The organism is Streptomyces sp. NPDC001851 (genome assembly GCF_040297165.1).
Classification (GTDB): Bacteria; Actinomycetota; Actinomycetes; order Streptomycetales; family Streptomycetaceae; genus Streptomyces.
Window position 1 is genome coordinate 77,886 of sequence record NZ_JBEOYR010000010.1, and the last position, 14,348, is coordinate 92,233.

Consider the following 14,348-nt stretch of genomic DNA (forward strand, 5'->3'; position numbering starts at 1 on the left):
GGCTGGTGTGCTGCGCGACGTGACTGCTGTTCGATACGTGACCCCGCTGCGGTCGGGCGGCTCCGTGCCCGGAGTCGTCGAGGCCGACGACCTCGGCACCTACGTCGTCAAGTTCACCGGCTCGGCACAGGGACACAAGGCCCTGGTCGCCGAGGTGATCGTCGGTGAACTCGCCCGCGCCCTCGGTCTGCGCTTCCCCGAGCTGGTCCTCGTCCACTTCGACCCCGCCATCGCCGCCGGCGAACCGCACCAGGAGGTGCGGGAGCTGCACGGCGCGAGCGCGGGCGTGAACCTCGGCATGGACTATCTGCCGGGCGCCCGGGACTTCACCCCCGAGATCGCGAAGACCTTCCCCGTGGACCCGCTGGAGGCCGGCCGGATCGTCTGGCTGGACGCGCTGACCGCCAACGTGGACCGCACGGTCCACAGCTCCAACCTCATGGTCTGGCCGACGCTCGGCACCGCGCCGCCGCGCCTGTGGCTCATCGACCACGGCGCCGCCCTCGTCTTCCACCACCGCTGGGACACCACGACGCCGGGCAAGAGGTACGACTTCCGCCACCACGCCCTCGGCCACTACGGCCCCGACGTCCGCGCCGCGGACGCCGCACTCGCCCCCCGGGTGACCGAGGAGCTGCTGCGCGGCATCGTCGCCGAGGTCCCGGACGCCTGGCTGGCCGAGGACGCCGGCTTCGCCGCGCCCGACGACGTCCGCGCCGCCTACGTCGACTACCTCCTGGCCCGCGTGCGCCTGTCGCACGAGTGGCTGCCCACCGACTTCCCGAGCCGTGCCCAGCTCGCGGCAGAGGAGGCCGCCCGCGCCGAGAAGACGCAGGCGGGCCGCCCGGACTGGCTCAAGCGCGTCCCCGACCTGCACGGCGAGCCGGCGGCGGAACAGGACTGGTCGGTGCACCTGGGCTGAACGCCGAGCGGCCCCGGGGGAGTCCCCGGGGCCAGTCACCACCGTGCGAACGTCAGCCCTTGAGCTGCTGGTATGCCGGCAGGGTCAGGAAGTCGGCGTAGTCCTCGTCCAGGGAGACCGTCAGCAGCAGGTCGTGTGCCTCCTGCCAGTGGCCGGCCGCGAAGGCCTCCTCGCCGATCTCCTGGCGGATGGCGGACAGCTCCTCGGCGGCGACCTTGCGGGCCAGTTCGGGCGTGGCCTTGTCGCCGTTCTCGAACTCGACGCCCGCGTTGATCCACTGCCAGATCTGGGAGCGGGAGATCTCGGCGGTGGCCGCGTCCTCCATGAGGTTGAAGATGGCGACCGCGCCGAGCCCGCGCAGCCAGGCCTCGATGTAACGGATGCCGACCTGGACGGCGTTGACGAGACCGGCGTACGTCGCCTTCGCGTCCAGCGAGTCGATCGCGATCAGGTCGGCCGCCTCGACGTGCACGTCCTCGCGCAGCCGGTCCTTCTGGTTCGGCTTGTCGCCGAGGACCCTGTCGAAGGACTCCATGGCGATCGGGACGAGGTCGGGGTGGGCGACCCAGGAGCCGTCGAAGCCGTCGTTCGCCTCGCGGTCCTTGTCGGCGCGCACCTTCTCGAAGGCCACCTTGTTGACCTCGGCGTCCTTGCGGGACGGGATGAACGCCGCCATGCCGCCGATGGCGTGCGCGCCGCGCTTGTGGCAGGTGCGGACGAGGAGTTCGGTGTACGCCCGCATGAACGGGGCGGTCATGGTGACCGTGTTGCGGTCCGGGAGGACGAACCTGGGCCCGCCGTCACGGAAGTTCTTGACGATGGAGAACAGGTAGTCCCAGCGGCCCGCGTTCAGTCCGGAGGCGTGGTCGCGGAGTTCGTAGAGGATCTCCTCCATCTCGTACGCGGCCGTGATGGTCTCGATCAGCACGGTGGCGCGGACGGTGCCCTGCGGGATGCCGACGTAGTCCTGCGCGAAGACGAACACGTCGTTCCAGAGGCGGGCCTCCAGGTGCGACTCCGTCTTCGGGAGATAGAAGTAGGGGCCCTTGCCGAGGTCCAGCAGCCGCTGGGCGTTGTGGAAGAAGTACAGGCCGAAGTCGACGAACGCACCCGGGACGGCACGGCCGTCGGCGTCGGTCAGGTGGCGTTCGTCCAGGTGCCAGCCGCGCGGGCGCATGACGACGGTCGCCAGCTCCTCGTCGGGGCGGAGGGCGTACGACTTGCCGGACCCGGGGTCGGTGAAGTCGATGCGGCGGGTGTAGGCGTCGATCAGGTTCACCTGGCCGAGGACGACGTTCTCCCAGGTGGGCGCGGAGGCGTCCTCGAAGTCGGCGAGCCAGACCCGCGCACCCGAGTTGAGCGCGTTGATGGTCATCTTGCGGTCGGTGGGGCCGGTGATCTCGACGCGCCGGTCGTTCAGCGCGGCCGGGGCCGGGGCGACCTGCCAGGAGTCGTCCGCGCGGATCGCGGCCGTCTCGGGCAGGAAGTCGAGCGTGCAGGTGCGGGCGATCTCGGCGCGGCGCTCGGCCCGGCGGGCGAGGAGTTCGTCACGGCGCGGGGTGAACCGCCGGTGCAGCTCCGCCACGAAGGCGAGCGCCGCGTCCGTGAGGACCTCCTCCTGCCGGGGCAGGGGCTCGGCGTCGACGATGGCCAGCGGGGACGGCGCTGGTGCGGACATGAGCTGTCACTTCCTTCAGCGGTGGCACCGGGTGCCTAGTGGCACGAATAGGGCAAACAGCGCCGACTGTGCGGGCAGGCGCTTCTGAACAGTGGATAGTAGTTTCCTCATTGTGGAACTTCAATGGTTTGTTGATGTCGAGATTCTCTGAGTCGAGGCAAGGTGGCGCCCAGTGCCACCCCCCTCACTCAAGGTGGCGCAGGTCGGCCTCCGTGTCGATGTCGTACGGCTCGGCCACGTCCGCGCACTCCACGAGCCGGATCCGCCCGGCGTGCTCCTTCAGGTAGGCGCGGGCCCCCCGGTCCCCGGTGGCCGTCGCCGCGATGCCCGGCCAGTGGGCCGCGCCGAACAGCACCGGATGCCCGCGCGTGCCGTCGTAGGCGGCCGAGACCAGCGATTTCTCGTCCTCGTACGCACCGAGCACCCGCGCCACGGCCGCCGCTGAGATGCCCGGCTGGTCGACGAGGCTCACCAGGGCCGCGTGCGCCCCCGTACCGGCGAGCGAGGCCAGTCCGGCGCGCAGGGAGGAGCCCATGCCCTCGGCCCAGCCGGGGTTGTCCACGAGCACGCAGCCGGTCAGGTCGGCACGCGCCCGTACGTCGTCGGCGCGGGCGCCCAGGACGACGTGCACGCGGGCGCAGCCGGCCGCGCGCAGCACCCCGGCCGCGTGCTCGACCAGCGGGCGCCCCCGGTGCTGGAGCAGCGCCTTGGGGTGCCCGCCGAGCCGTCTGCCCCCGCCGGCGGCGAGCAGCAGCCCGGCGACCTCCTCGTGATGCTTGTCCGTCATGCGTCCTGCATACCTGATGCGAGGCGCGGCGGCCCGTTTCCTTGGGCTGAATTTCGGTCCGGGCGGTGGCGCTCCCGGACGCGGTGGCGTTTACTGGCCCGCGCACGACGGAGTGTGAGGGGGAGGGCTGTGTTGCGGAGCTTGGGGCAGAGGCCAGTGACCGGCAGCGGCGAGGACCCGAGGGTGGCGGAACTGCGGACCGCGGTGTCCCGGCTGCGCCGTGAACTCGCCGCGCTCCCGACCGACTTCCCGGACCGCGCCATAGCCGAGGACGAGCTGGCGGCACTGGCGGCGATGGCCGTGGGCGGCGCGCCGGAGATCCCGCGCCTGCGCAGCTCCCTGTTACTGATCGCGGGCGCCATCGGCTCGGTGAGTGCCCTGGCGAGGGGGCTGGGGGAGGTCCGGCAGGCGGTGGACTTGTTCGGGGAAGCGCCGCGATCCTGAAGGCCGGGGGTGGCCCGACCTGCCCAGGGGCGCGGGGCTGTACCGATATGCGGCTCCGCCGCGTGGGCGCGAACAACCCCCGCGCACCCGCACTCGCCCACGCACCGGGGGCACCCCCCCCCGATCAGGCGCCCGAACTGGCCAAAGCCTGAGACAGCTCAAGGGCGATCTGCTGCAGCACCGGCACGATCTTGTCAGTGGCCGCCTCCGTCACCCGCCCGGCGGGCCCGGAGATGGAGATCGCCGCAGCCGTCGGGGCGTCGGGCACGGACACCGCGAGGCACCGAACCCCTATCTCCTGCTCGTTGTCGTCGACGGCGTATCCCAGCCGCCGCACGTCCTCCAGGGCCGCCAGAAAGCCCTCGGGTGTCGTGATCGTCTTCTCGGTCGCGGCCGGCATGCCCGTACGGGACAGCAGTGCGCGAACCTCCTCGTCGGGAGCGCTCGCCAGCAGTGCCTTGCCGACGCCGGTCGAGTGCGGCAGCACCCGTCGGCCCACTTCCGTGAACATGCGCATCGAGTGCTTCGACGGCACCTGGGCCACGTACACGATCTCGTCGCCGTCCAGCAGCGCCATGTTCGCGGTCTCACCGGTCTCCTCGACCAGCCGCGCGAGGTACGGCCGCGCCCATGTGCCGAGCAGCCGGGACGCCGACTCGCCGAGCCGGATCAGGCGCGGTCCGAGCGCATACCGCCGGTTCGGCTGCTGGCGGACGTATCCGCAGGCCACCAGCGTGCGCATCAGCCGGTGGATGGTCGGCAGCGGCAGCCCGCTGGTCGCGGACAGCTCGCTCAGGCCGACCTCGCCGCCGGCGTCCGCCATCCGCTCCAGCAGGTCGAAGGCGCGCTCAAGGGACTGGACGCCGCCGGCGGAGGGCTTGGCGGAGTCGGTGGTGCTGGCGCTGGACGTCGGCACGGCGCGTTCCTTTCGGGGCTGACGGGAGGGCAGAAGCCTACCCGGCGGCCGGTTGACTCCTTGCTCGTACGTAACTACGTTCTGCTTGCTGGAATTCTAATTCCGCTTTGTGGAAACGTCCAGAGTGTGCGCCGCCGCGCGCCGCCCGGAAGTGTGCCCCTTGACGGCGGGGGAGCGGGAGTGAAGACTCCTTCAACAGAACGTTGAAATCCGTTACGTGGGTGTAAATCCCGTTTTCCGGGCGTAAAACGGCGATACAGAGAGGGGTCCGGGTGTCCGACGCTGAACTGGTCCTGCGCTCGACGCGCGTCATCACTCCGGAGGGGACGCGGGCCGCCACGGTCACCGTGTCCGCCGGGAGGATCACGGCCGTCCTGCCGTACGACGCCCGGGTCCCGGCCGGTGCGCGGCTGGAGGACGTCGGCGACCACGTGCTGCTGCCGGGCCTGGTCGACACCCACGTGCACGTCAACGACCCCGGCCGCACCGAGTGGGAGGGCTTCTGGACCGCCACGCGCGCGGCGGCGGCCGGCGGCATCACCACGCTGATCGACATGCCGCTCAACTCGCTCCCGCCGACCACGACCGTCGAGAACCTGCGGACCAAGCAGCGGGTGGCCGCCGACAAGGCGCACATCGACGTCGGCTTCTGGGGCGGCGCCCTGCCGGACAACACCAAGGACCTGCGCCCGCTGCACGACGCCGGTGTCTTCGGCTTCAAGGCGTTCCTGTCCCCGTCCGGCGTGGACGAGTTCCCGCACCTCGGCCAGGACCAGCTGGCCCAGTCCCTGGCGGAGATCGCCGGCTTCGGCGGCCTGCTGATCGTGCACGCCGAGGACCCGCACCACCTCGCCGCCGCCCCGCAGCACGGCGGCCCCCGGTACGCCGACTTCCTCGCCTCCCGCCCGCGCGACGCCGAGGACACGGCCATCGCGAACCTCATCGCGCAGGCCCGCCGCCTGAACGCGCGCGTGCACGTGCTGCACCTGTCCTCCAGCGACGCGCTGCCGCTGATCCGCGCCGCACGCGCCGAAGGCGTGCAGGTCACCGTGGAGACGTGCCCGCACTACCTCACCCTGACCGCCGAGGAAGTCCCGGACGGCGCGAGCGAGTTCAAGTGCTGCCCGCCGATCCGCGAGTCCGCCAACCAGGACCTGCTCTGGGCGGCGCTGGCCGACGGCACCATCGACTGCGTCGTCACCGACCACTCGCCCTCCACCGCCGACCTGAAGACCGCCGACTTCGCCACCGCCTGGGGCGGCATATCCGGCCTCCAGCTCAGCCTGTCCGCCGTATGGACCGAGGCCCGCCGGCGCGGCCACGGCCTGGAGGACGTCGTGCGCTGGATGTCCACGCGGACGGCGGCCCTCGTCGGCCTGGACTCTTCCAAGGGCGCGATCGCACCCGGCCGCGACGCCGACTTCGCCGTCCTCGCCCCCGACGAGACCTTCACCGTCGACCCGGCCGGCCTCCAGCACCGCAACCGGGTCACCGCGTACGCCGGCAAGACCCTGTACGGCGTCGTGAAGTCCACCTGGCTGCGCGGCGAACGCATCGTCGCGGACGGCGAGTTCACCGCCCCTAAGGGCACGCTGCTCGCCCGCCCCCAGTAAGCACCCCCGCACCCGCACCCGGCCGGCTCCAGAAAGGACCCCCTGATCACCGTGACGGCGATACCCACCTTCACCGGCGACGCGAACCCCTACGGAGGCGGCGACCCGTACGCGGACTACCGCACCGCCGACTTCCCCTTCACCCAGTACGCCAACCTCGCCGACCGGCAGCTCGGCGCCGGGGTCATCGCCGCCAACGACGAGTTCTTCGCCCAGCGGGAGAACCTGCTGGTGCCCGAGCGCGCCGAGTTCGACCCCGAGCACTTCGGGCACAAGGGCAAGCTCATGGACGGCTGGGAGACCCGCCGCCGGCGCGGAGTCTCCGCCGAGCACCCCTGGCCGACCGCCGAGGACCACGACTGGGCGCTGGTCCGGCTCGGCGCGCCCGGGGTGATCCGCGGGATCGTCGTCGACACCGCCCACTTCCGCGGCAACTACCCGCAGGCGGTGTCCATCGAGGCCGCGTCCGTACCCGGCGCGCCGTCCCCGGACGAGCTGCTGGGCGACGACGTGAAGTGGACGGCGATCGTCCCGCGCACGGCGGTCGGCGGTCACGCGGCGAACGGCTTCCCCGTGTCGGTGGAGCAGCGCTTCACGCACCTGCGCGTCAACCAGCACCCCGACGGCGGCATCGCCCGCCTGCGCGTGTACGGCGAGGTCGTACCCGACCCCGAGTGGCTGTCGGTGCTGGGCACCTTCGACGTGGTGGCGCTGGAGAACGGCGGCCGGGTCGAGGACGCCTCCAACCTCTTCTACTCCCCGGCCACCAACACCATCCAGCCGGGCCGCTCCCGCAAGATGGACGACGGCTGGGAGACCCGCCGCCGCCGTGACCGGGGCAACGACTGGATCCGCTACCAGCTGGCCGCCCAGGCGCAGATCCGCGCGATCGAGATCGACACCGCCTACCTGAAGGGCAACAGCGCCGGCTGGGCGTCGGTGTCCGTGAAGGACGGCGGGAACGGCGACTGGACGGAGATCCTGCCGCGCACCCGCCTCCAGCCCGACACCAACCACCGCTTCGTGCTCCCGGAGCCGGCTGTCGGCACGCACGCGCGCGTGGACATCTTCCCCGACGGCGGCATCTCCCGCCTGCGCCTGTTCGGCTCGCTGACCGAGCAGGGCGCGGCCGGCCTCGCCGCCCGCCACCAGGAACTGGGCGGCTGACCCACCCCGCAGCCGCGTGGGGCGCCCCGGCCCGGACAGCACCGGGGCGCCCCGCGTGTCACCCGCAAGGACCCGTTTCCGGGGGGCCGGAACTTACGGGTCCGTCTCCCGCGTTCTTCCCGCGTGACCCTTCAGCAAGAGATCGTCGGCAACGCCATGCAGATGGCGGTCGTCAACCTGCAGCCCGGCCAGACCGTGTACTGCGAGGCCGGAAAGTTCCTGTTCAAGACCACGAACGTGACCATGGAGACGCGCCTGTCCGGCCCGTCCGGAAACGGCGGGCAGCAGGGCCAGGGCGGCGGGGGCGGCATGGGCGGGCTGCTGCGCCAGGCCATGGGCACCGCCATGCAGGTGGGCCAGCGCATGCTCGCGGGCGAGTCGCTGGCGTTCCAGTACTTCACCTCCCAGGGCGGCGAGGGCACGGTCGGCTTCGCCGGCGTGCTCCCGGGCGAGATGCGGGCCCTGGAACTCGACGGCACGCGCGCGTGGTTCGCCGAGAAGGACGCCTTCGTGGCCGCCGAGTCCACCGTCGACTTCGGCATCGCCTTCGCCGGCGCCCGCACCGGCATGAGCGGCGGCGAGGGCTTCGTCCTGGAGAAGTTCACCGGCTACGGCACGGTGATCATCGCCGGCGCGGGCAACTTCATCGACCTCAACCCGGCGGACTTCGGCGGCCGCATCGAGGTGGACACCGGCTGCGTGGTCGCCTTCGAGGAGGGCATCCAGTACGGCGTCCAGCGCGTCGGCGGCCTCAACCGCCAGGGGATCATGAACGCCGTGTTCGGCGGTGAGGGCCTGTCCCTGGCCACCCTGGAGGGCAACGGCCGGGTCATCCTGCAGTCCCTCACCATCGAGTCCCTCGCCAACGCCCTGAAGAAGGCCCAGGGCGGCGACAAGCAGGGCCCGACGGGCGGCCTGTTCTCCACTCACGCCGGCTGAACCGATGAGTTGCGGGTGCCCGCGGGGTCTGAGCTGATGACACAGACCCCGCACCCGGAAGGAAGGCACCCGCCATGGGCAGGCTCGTCTCCACCATCTTCGTCACCCTCGACGGCGTCTACCAGGCGCCCGGCGGCCCCCAGGAGGACACCCGGGGCGGCTTCGAGCACGGCGGCTGGAGCTTCACCTACGGCGACGACGACTTCGGCCGGTTCGTCACCGAGGTGTTCGGCCGCGCGGGCGCGTTCCTGCTCGGCCGCCGTACGTACGAGATCTTCGCCGGGTACTGGCCCAAGGTGACCGACCCCGGCAACCCGATCGCGTCCCGGCTGAACGCCCTGCCGAAGTACGTCCCCTCGTCCACCCTCACCGACCCCGCCTGGTCCGGCACCACCGTGATCGGCGGCGACCTCGCCAAGGAGGTCACGGCCCTCAAGGAGCGCACCGACGGCGAACTCCAGGTGCACGGCAGCGGCGCCCTGCTCCGTTCCCTGCTCGACCTCGGCCTCGTCGACACCCTCCACCTGGTCACCTTCCCGGTGGTGCTCGGCTCCGGCCTGCGCCTGTTCGCCGAGGGCGCCGTACCGACCGCCTTCACCCACACCGCCGGACGCGTCACCGCCGCCGGTGTCTCCATCCACTCCTACGACCTGGCCGGAAGGCCGCGGTACGGCTCCTACGAGCTCCCGGAAAACGCCTAGCCGAAGATCGTCGCCGCCGGTACGGTGATCGCGCCACCTGCGAGCCGCCGACGTCTCCGCACCCCTCCGGAGACCGGGAGTCCCGCACCCATGACGTCGATCGCCGCACCGGGAGCCGCCCTCGCGCCCCGCCGCGCCTGGCACACCGATCTGCCCGTGCTGCTCGTCGCGGTCTGCTGGGGCGCCAGCTATCTCGCGGCCAAGGACATCACCACCGCCCGTACGGTGCTCGCCGTCCTGGTCCTGCGGTTCGCGCTCGCGCTGCCCGTCCTGGCCGTCGCCGCACGCCGCGCCCTGCGCGCACTGACCGCCGCCCAGTGGCGCGGCGCCGCCCTCCTGGGCCTGATCCTCAGCGGGATCTTCCTGCTGGAGACCTACGGGGTGGTGCACACCTCGGCGACCAACGCGGGGCTCATCATCAGCCTCACCATGGTCTTCACCCCGCTCGCCGAGGCCGCCGCCACCCGTACCCGGCCCGCCCCCGGCTTCCTCGGCGCGGCGCTGCTGTCCGTGCTCGGCGTCGTGCTGCTCATCCAGGGCGGCGGCTTCACCCGGCCGAGCACGGGCGACCTGCTGATGCTGCTCGCCGCGCTGGCCCGCACGCTGCACGTGCTCGCGATGTCCCGGACCAGGGCCGTACAGGGCGCCGACGCGCTGCCGCTCACCACGGTCCAGCTCGGCGCGTCCGTCGCCGTGTTCGCCCTCCTGTCCCCTGTCTGCGGCGGCCCCGCGCCCTGGACGGCCGCGGCGGACTTCGGCCCGCGGGACTGGGCCGGGCTGGTGTTCCTGTCGGTGCTGTGCACGGTGTTCGCCTTCTTCGTGCAGATGTGGGCGGTCCGCCGCACCTCCCCGTCCCGGGTCGGTCTGCTGCTCGGCACCGAGCCGCTGTGGGCAGCCGCCGCCGGTATCGCGCTCGGCGGGGAACGGCTCGGCGCACCGGGGCTCGCGGGGGGCGTGCTGGTGCTGGTGGGGACCGCGTGGGGGCGCCGGGCGGCAGGTTAACTTCGGGAAAACTCCTCGGACTTGACGGGAGAATCTTCAACTTTGTCGTTGACATGCCAACGTCTACGCGCGTCATCATGAGGGCATGAGATTCCCCCCACGCGCCACTCGTATCGGCGCCGCAGCAGCGCTCCTGTCCGCCCTCCTCGTGGGCGGCACCGTCTCCGCCACCACGGCGGACGCCGCCCCCACGACCGCCGTCGCAGCCGCGTCGGCCGGCAGCATCTGCTACGGCGACCTGCCCTCGCAGGCCCACGACACCCTGAACCTGATCGACCAGGGCGGGCCCTTCCCGTACTCGCAGGACGGCACCGTCTTCTCGAACAAGGAAGGCGTCCTGCCGAGCCAGTCCTACGGCTACTACCACGAGTACACCGTGGTCACCCCCGGCTCGCCCACGCGCGGTGCCCGGCGGATCGTCACCGGTGAGGAGTCCCGGGAGGACTACTACACCTCCGACCACTACGCCACGTTCAACCTGATCGACTTCGGCTGCTGAGCCGAATCCACCGCTCCGGTCCCCGCCCCGCGGCCCTGCCCCACGCATCGGCCGCGGGGCGGGCCTCGTCGCGCCGCACGACTGCGCCCCCCGGTGCCCCGCCGCCGAAAGTCCACCGGCGTGCGACTTTGGTCGCCGATCGGGGGCACGGCTCGGCCCCGGCGGCCGATCCTGCGTAGATTTGCCGACCGTGAGCAAGGACGAACCGATACGGGTGGCACAGGGGTTCGCGGGCCGCCGCTGGCTGTTCCCCTCGGCCCTGGTGTACGAACTGGACCCGGACGCCCGCGCTTCCGGCCGGCGGCCGCGGCGCACCGCGCGCGACTGGGTCGTCGACATCTCCTGCTTCCTGCTGGCCTCGGTCATCGGTCTGGCGGCGGCGTCGTCCGTGTCCGACGAACCCGGTCTGCCGGACTCCCTCGCCGTCCTGGACCAGGTGCTCGGCGCCGTCGCCTGCGCGGCGGTCTGGCTGCGGCGCCGGTGGCCGGTCGGGTTCGCCGCCGCGATGATCCCGGTCGGCCTGCTGTCGGACACCTCGGGCGGCGCCGCCATGGTCGCCCTGTTCACGCTCGCCGTGCACCGCCCCTTCCGCTACGTGGCCTGGATCGGCGGCGTCGACCTCGCGCTGGTCCCGCTCTTCTACTGGCTGCGGCCCGACCCCGACCTGCCCTACGCCGGGACCGTCGCGTTCACCACGCTGCTCACCGTGTCGGTCATCGGCTGGGGCATGTTCGTCCGCTCCAAACGCATGCTGATGCTGAGCCTCAGGGACCGGGCCCACCGCGCGGAGACCGAGGCACAGCTGCGCGCCGAGCAGGCCCAGCGCCTGGCCCGCGAGGCCATCGCCCGCGAGATGCACGACGTCCTCGCCCACCGGCTCACACTGCTCAGCGTGCACGCGGGCGCCCTGGAGTTCCGCCCGGACGCACCGCGCGAGGAGATCACCCGGGCCGCCGGCGTGATCCGGGAGAGCGCGCACGAGGCGCTGCAGGATCTGCGCGAGATCATCGGCGTGCTGCGGGCCGGCGAGTCCGAGGAGACGGCCGGCGAGCGGCGCCCGACGCTGGCCGCGCTGGACGCCCTCGTCGCCGAGTGCCGCGAGGCGGGCATGAAGGTCACCCTGGACCACCGCGTCGCCGACCCGGCCGCCGTCCCCGCCTCCGTCGGCCGCACCGCCTACCGCATCGCCCAGGAGGCCCTGACCAACGCCCGCAAACACGCCCCCGGCGCCGAGGTCACCCTGAGCCTCACCGGCACACCCGGCGACGGCCTCACTCTCGCGGTCACCAACCCGCCGCCCACCACCGAGCCCGCCCCCGTCCCCGGCTCCGGCCAGGGCCTGATCGGCCTCACCGAACGCGCGAGCCTGACCGGCGGCCGGCTGGAGCACGGCAGCACGGCCGACGGGGGGTTCGCGGTACGGGCCTGGCTGCCGTGGGCCCGGACCGGACCGGCGGCCTGACGATGCCGTCGTCCGCCGGCAGGGCCCTCGCCCGCCGCCCGCACCGTGATTACGTAGGGCCCATGACACCGATCAGACTCCTCCTCGTCGACGACGACCCGCTCGTGCGCGCCGGACTGGCCCTGATGATCGGCGGGGCCGAGGACATCGAGATCGTCGGGGAGGCCGCGGACGGCGCGCAGGCCGAGGAACTCGTCGCGCGCACCCGGCCGGACGTCGTCCTCATGGACCTCCGGATGCCCGCGGTGGACGGGCTCACCGCGACCGGGCGGCTGCGCGCCCGGACCGACGCGCCGCAGGTCGTGGTGCTCACCACCTTCCACGCCGACGAGCAGGTGCTGCACGCCCTGCGCGCGGGCGCCGCCGGATTCGTCCTGAAGGACACCCCGCCCGCCGAGATCGTCGACGCCGTGCGCCGGGTCGCCGCCGGTGACCCTGTCCTGTCGCCCGCGGTCACCCGGCAGTTGATGCGGCACGCGGCCGGCGGTGCCGCCGACGCACGCCAGGCACGCGCGCGTGAGCGGCTCGCCGCCCTCAACGACCGCGAACGCGAGGTCGCCGTCGCCGTCGGCCGCGGCCTCGCCAACGCCCGGATCGCCACCGAACTGTTCATGAGCGTGGCCACTGTCAAGACCCACGTCTCCCGCATCCTCGCCAAACTCGGCCTCGACAACCGCGTGCAGATCGCCCTGCTCGCCTACGACGCCGGACTCCTTGAGGAGGACGGGCACTAAGCCGGTGCACCGCGCGTTGTCCCTGTACCGGGAGGTGCCCGGAGAGCCTCGGGGGAGTCCGGAAGGGGAGCGATGGACAGGCAACAGCTGATCGATCTGGGGGAGTTCGGGGACGCCCTGCGCGTGGATCCTCATCCGGTGTACGCCCGGCTGCGCGAGCAGGGCCCCGTCCACCGCGTCCGGCTGCCGGACTGGGAGGACCCGGCCTGGCTGGTCGTCGGGTACGAGGAGGCGCGTGCGGCCCTCGCCGACACCCGGCTGGCCAAGGACGCCAGCAAGCTCGGCGTGACCGTCATGGACCAGGAGATGATCGGCCAGCACCTGCTCGCCACCGATCCGCCCCAGCACACCCGACTGCGCGCGCTCGTCACCCGGGCGTTCACGATGCGCCGGGTGGAGCAACTGCGCCCGCGCATCCAGCAGATCACCGACGAACTGCTGGACGAGATGCTCCCGGCCGGCCGCGCCGACCTCATCGCCTCCCTCGCCTACCCGCTGCCCATCACCGTCATCTGCGAACTCCTCGGCGTCCCCGACATGGACCGCGAGGAGTTCCGCAAGACGTCCACGGAGGTGGTCGCGCCGACCAACGAGCAGACGGCATACGACGCGGTCGTCGCCCTCGGCGCGTACCTCACCGAACTGATCGAGGACAAGCGCCGCTCCGGCGCCACCGACGACCTGCTCAGCGACCTGATCCGCACCACCGCCGAGGACGGCGACCGGCTCTCCGCGCAGGAACTGCGCGGCATGGCCTTCCTGCTGCTGATCGCCGGCCACGAGACCACCGTCAACCTCATCGGCAACGGCGTCCTGGCCCTCCTGACCCACCCGGCCCAACTCGCCGACCTGCGTGCCGACATGAGCCTCCTGGACGGCGCCGTCGAGGAGATGCTGCGCTACGAGGGCCCGGTGCACACCGCCACCTACCGGTTCGCCGCCGAGCCCCTGGAGATCGCCGGTGCGGCCATCGCGCAGGGCGCCCATGTGATGATCAGCCTCACCGCCGCCCAGCGCGACGGCGATCACTACGACGACCCGCACCGGTTCGACATCCGCCGCGACACCCGGGGCCACCTCGCCTTCGGACACGGCATCCACCACTGCCTCGGCGCACCCCTGGCCCGCCTGGAGGGCCGCACGGCCATCGGCACCCTGCTGCGCCGCGCCCCCGGCCTCGCCCTGGACGGCGACCCGGGCGAATGGCTCCCGGGCCTTCTGATGAGAGGCGTACGCAACCTGCCGGTGCGCTGGTGACCCACGCCCCGCATGACCCCGGGGCCGGCGGGGTCATGCGGGGCCACTCGGGCAACCCGCCGCGGAGGAGGCCCAGCAGGGGCGGCTGCCGGCCGCCGGTGGCAGTGCTGCTGTTGTGCGTTGGGGGGTGGGCGGTCTGGTCGTCCGCGTCGTGCCGGAGGGCGGTGGGCAGGGTGGACGGTGGGTCGCCCGCGGGTGGCGGTCGTCACCGTGCCCACGCCCGCCCG

14 protein-coding genes are annotated in these 14,348 nt (G+C 72.5%); 11 read left to right on the forward strand and 3 right to left on the reverse strand.

All coding sequences use genetic code 11. The features are described 5' to 3' along the window. Positions 1-7: 7 nt before the first annotated feature. Positions 8-922, forward strand: a complete 915-nt coding sequence (locus ABT171_RS16705; RefSeq protein WP_351244284.1) for a HipA family kinase — start codon at positions 8-10, stop codon at positions 920-922. 52 nt (positions 923-974) lie between these two features. On the opposite strand, the gene aceB is transcribed toward ABT171_RS16705, so the two are convergent. After that, positions 975-2,600, reverse strand: a complete 1,626-nt coding sequence (gene aceB / locus ABT171_RS16710) for a malate synthase A (protein ID WP_351244286.1) — start codon at positions 2,598-2,600, stop codon at positions 975-977. Between the two features lie 184 nt (positions 2,601-2,784). Then, positions 2,785-3,387, reverse strand: coding sequence for a nucleotidyltransferase family protein (locus ABT171_RS16715; protein WP_351244288.1), 603 nt, complete (start codon positions 3,385-3,387; stop codon positions 2,785-2,787). A 129-nt stretch (positions 3,388-3,516) separates the two neighbouring features. On the opposite strand from ABT171_RS16715, the gene ABT171_RS16720 reads away from it, so the two are divergent. Further along, positions 3,517-3,831 carry a DUF5955 family protein gene (locus ABT171_RS16720; RefSeq protein ID WP_351244290.1) on the forward strand — a complete coding sequence of 105 codons (315 nt, stop codon included), beginning with the start codon at positions 3,517-3,519 and terminating at the stop codon, positions 3,829-3,831. A gap of 124 nt (positions 3,832-3,955) precedes the next feature. Here ABT171_RS16720 and ABT171_RS16725 read toward each other — a convergent pair whose 3' ends face one another. Beyond that, positions 3,956-4,747 carry an IclR family transcriptional regulator gene (locus tag ABT171_RS16725; protein ID WP_351244292.1) on the reverse strand — a complete coding sequence of 264 codons (792 nt, stop codon included), beginning with the start codon at positions 4,745-4,747 and terminating at the stop codon, positions 3,956-3,958. Between the two features lie 272 nt (positions 4,748-5,019). Between ABT171_RS16725 and allB the strand changes: the two genes are divergently transcribed. The 9 genes from allB to ABT171_RS16770 all read left to right on the forward strand — a co-directional run bounded on the left by allB (position 5,020) and on the right by ABT171_RS16770 (position 14,121). Next, the gene (gene allB / locus ABT171_RS16730) at positions 5,020-6,360 is read left to right on the forward strand and encodes an allantoinase AllB (RefSeq protein ID WP_351244294.1); all 1,341 of its coding nucleotides are present in this window, start codon (positions 5,020-5,022) and stop codon (positions 6,358-6,360) included. Positions 6,361-6,411: 51 nt separating this feature from the next. Next, complete coding sequence (alc, locus tag ABT171_RS16735; RefSeq protein WP_351244296.1) at positions 6,412-7,527, forward strand: allantoicase; 1,116 nt, start codon at positions 6,412-6,414, stop codon at positions 7,525-7,527. Between the two features lie 123 nt (positions 7,528-7,650). Then, positions 7,651-8,466 (forward strand): AIM24 family protein, encoded by an 816-nt coding sequence (locus ABT171_RS16740; RefSeq protein WP_351244298.1) that lies wholly within the window; start codon positions 7,651-7,653, stop codon positions 8,464-8,466. Between the two features lie 74 nt (positions 8,467-8,540). Continuing rightward, on the forward strand, positions 8,541-9,167 hold the full coding sequence (locus tag ABT171_RS16745; RefSeq protein ID WP_351244300.1) for a dihydrofolate reductase family protein: 627 nt from the start codon (positions 8,541-8,543) through the stop codon (positions 9,165-9,167). Between the two features lie 90 nt (positions 9,168-9,257). Continuing rightward, positions 9,258-10,169, forward strand: a complete 912-nt coding sequence (locus ABT171_RS16750; RefSeq protein WP_351244302.1) for a DMT family transporter — start codon at positions 9,258-9,260, stop codon at positions 10,167-10,169. A gap of 85 nt (positions 10,170-10,254) precedes the next feature. Next, positions 10,255-10,668 carry a ribonuclease domain-containing protein gene (locus ABT171_RS16755; protein WP_351244304.1) on the forward strand — a complete coding sequence of 138 codons (414 nt, stop codon included), beginning with the start codon at positions 10,255-10,257 and terminating at the stop codon, positions 10,666-10,668. Positions 10,669-10,849: 181 nt separating this feature from the next. Beyond that, positions 10,850-12,130: a sensor histidine kinase gene (locus ABT171_RS16760; protein WP_503075408.1), complete on the forward strand. Its 1,281-nt coding sequence runs from the start codon at positions 10,850-10,852 to the stop codon at positions 12,128-12,130. A 62-nt stretch (positions 12,131-12,192) separates the two neighbouring features. Further along, entirely contained in the window at positions 12,193-12,864 is a 672-nt protein-coding gene (locus ABT171_RS16765; protein ID WP_351244308.1) for a response regulator, read from the forward strand. A 72-nt stretch (positions 12,865-12,936) separates the two neighbouring features. Beyond that, on the forward strand, positions 12,937-14,121 hold the full coding sequence (locus ABT171_RS16770) for a cytochrome P450 family protein (RefSeq protein ID WP_351244310.1): 1,185 nt from the start codon (positions 12,937-12,939) through the stop codon (positions 14,119-14,121). Positions 14,122-14,348: the final 227 nt, after the last annotated feature.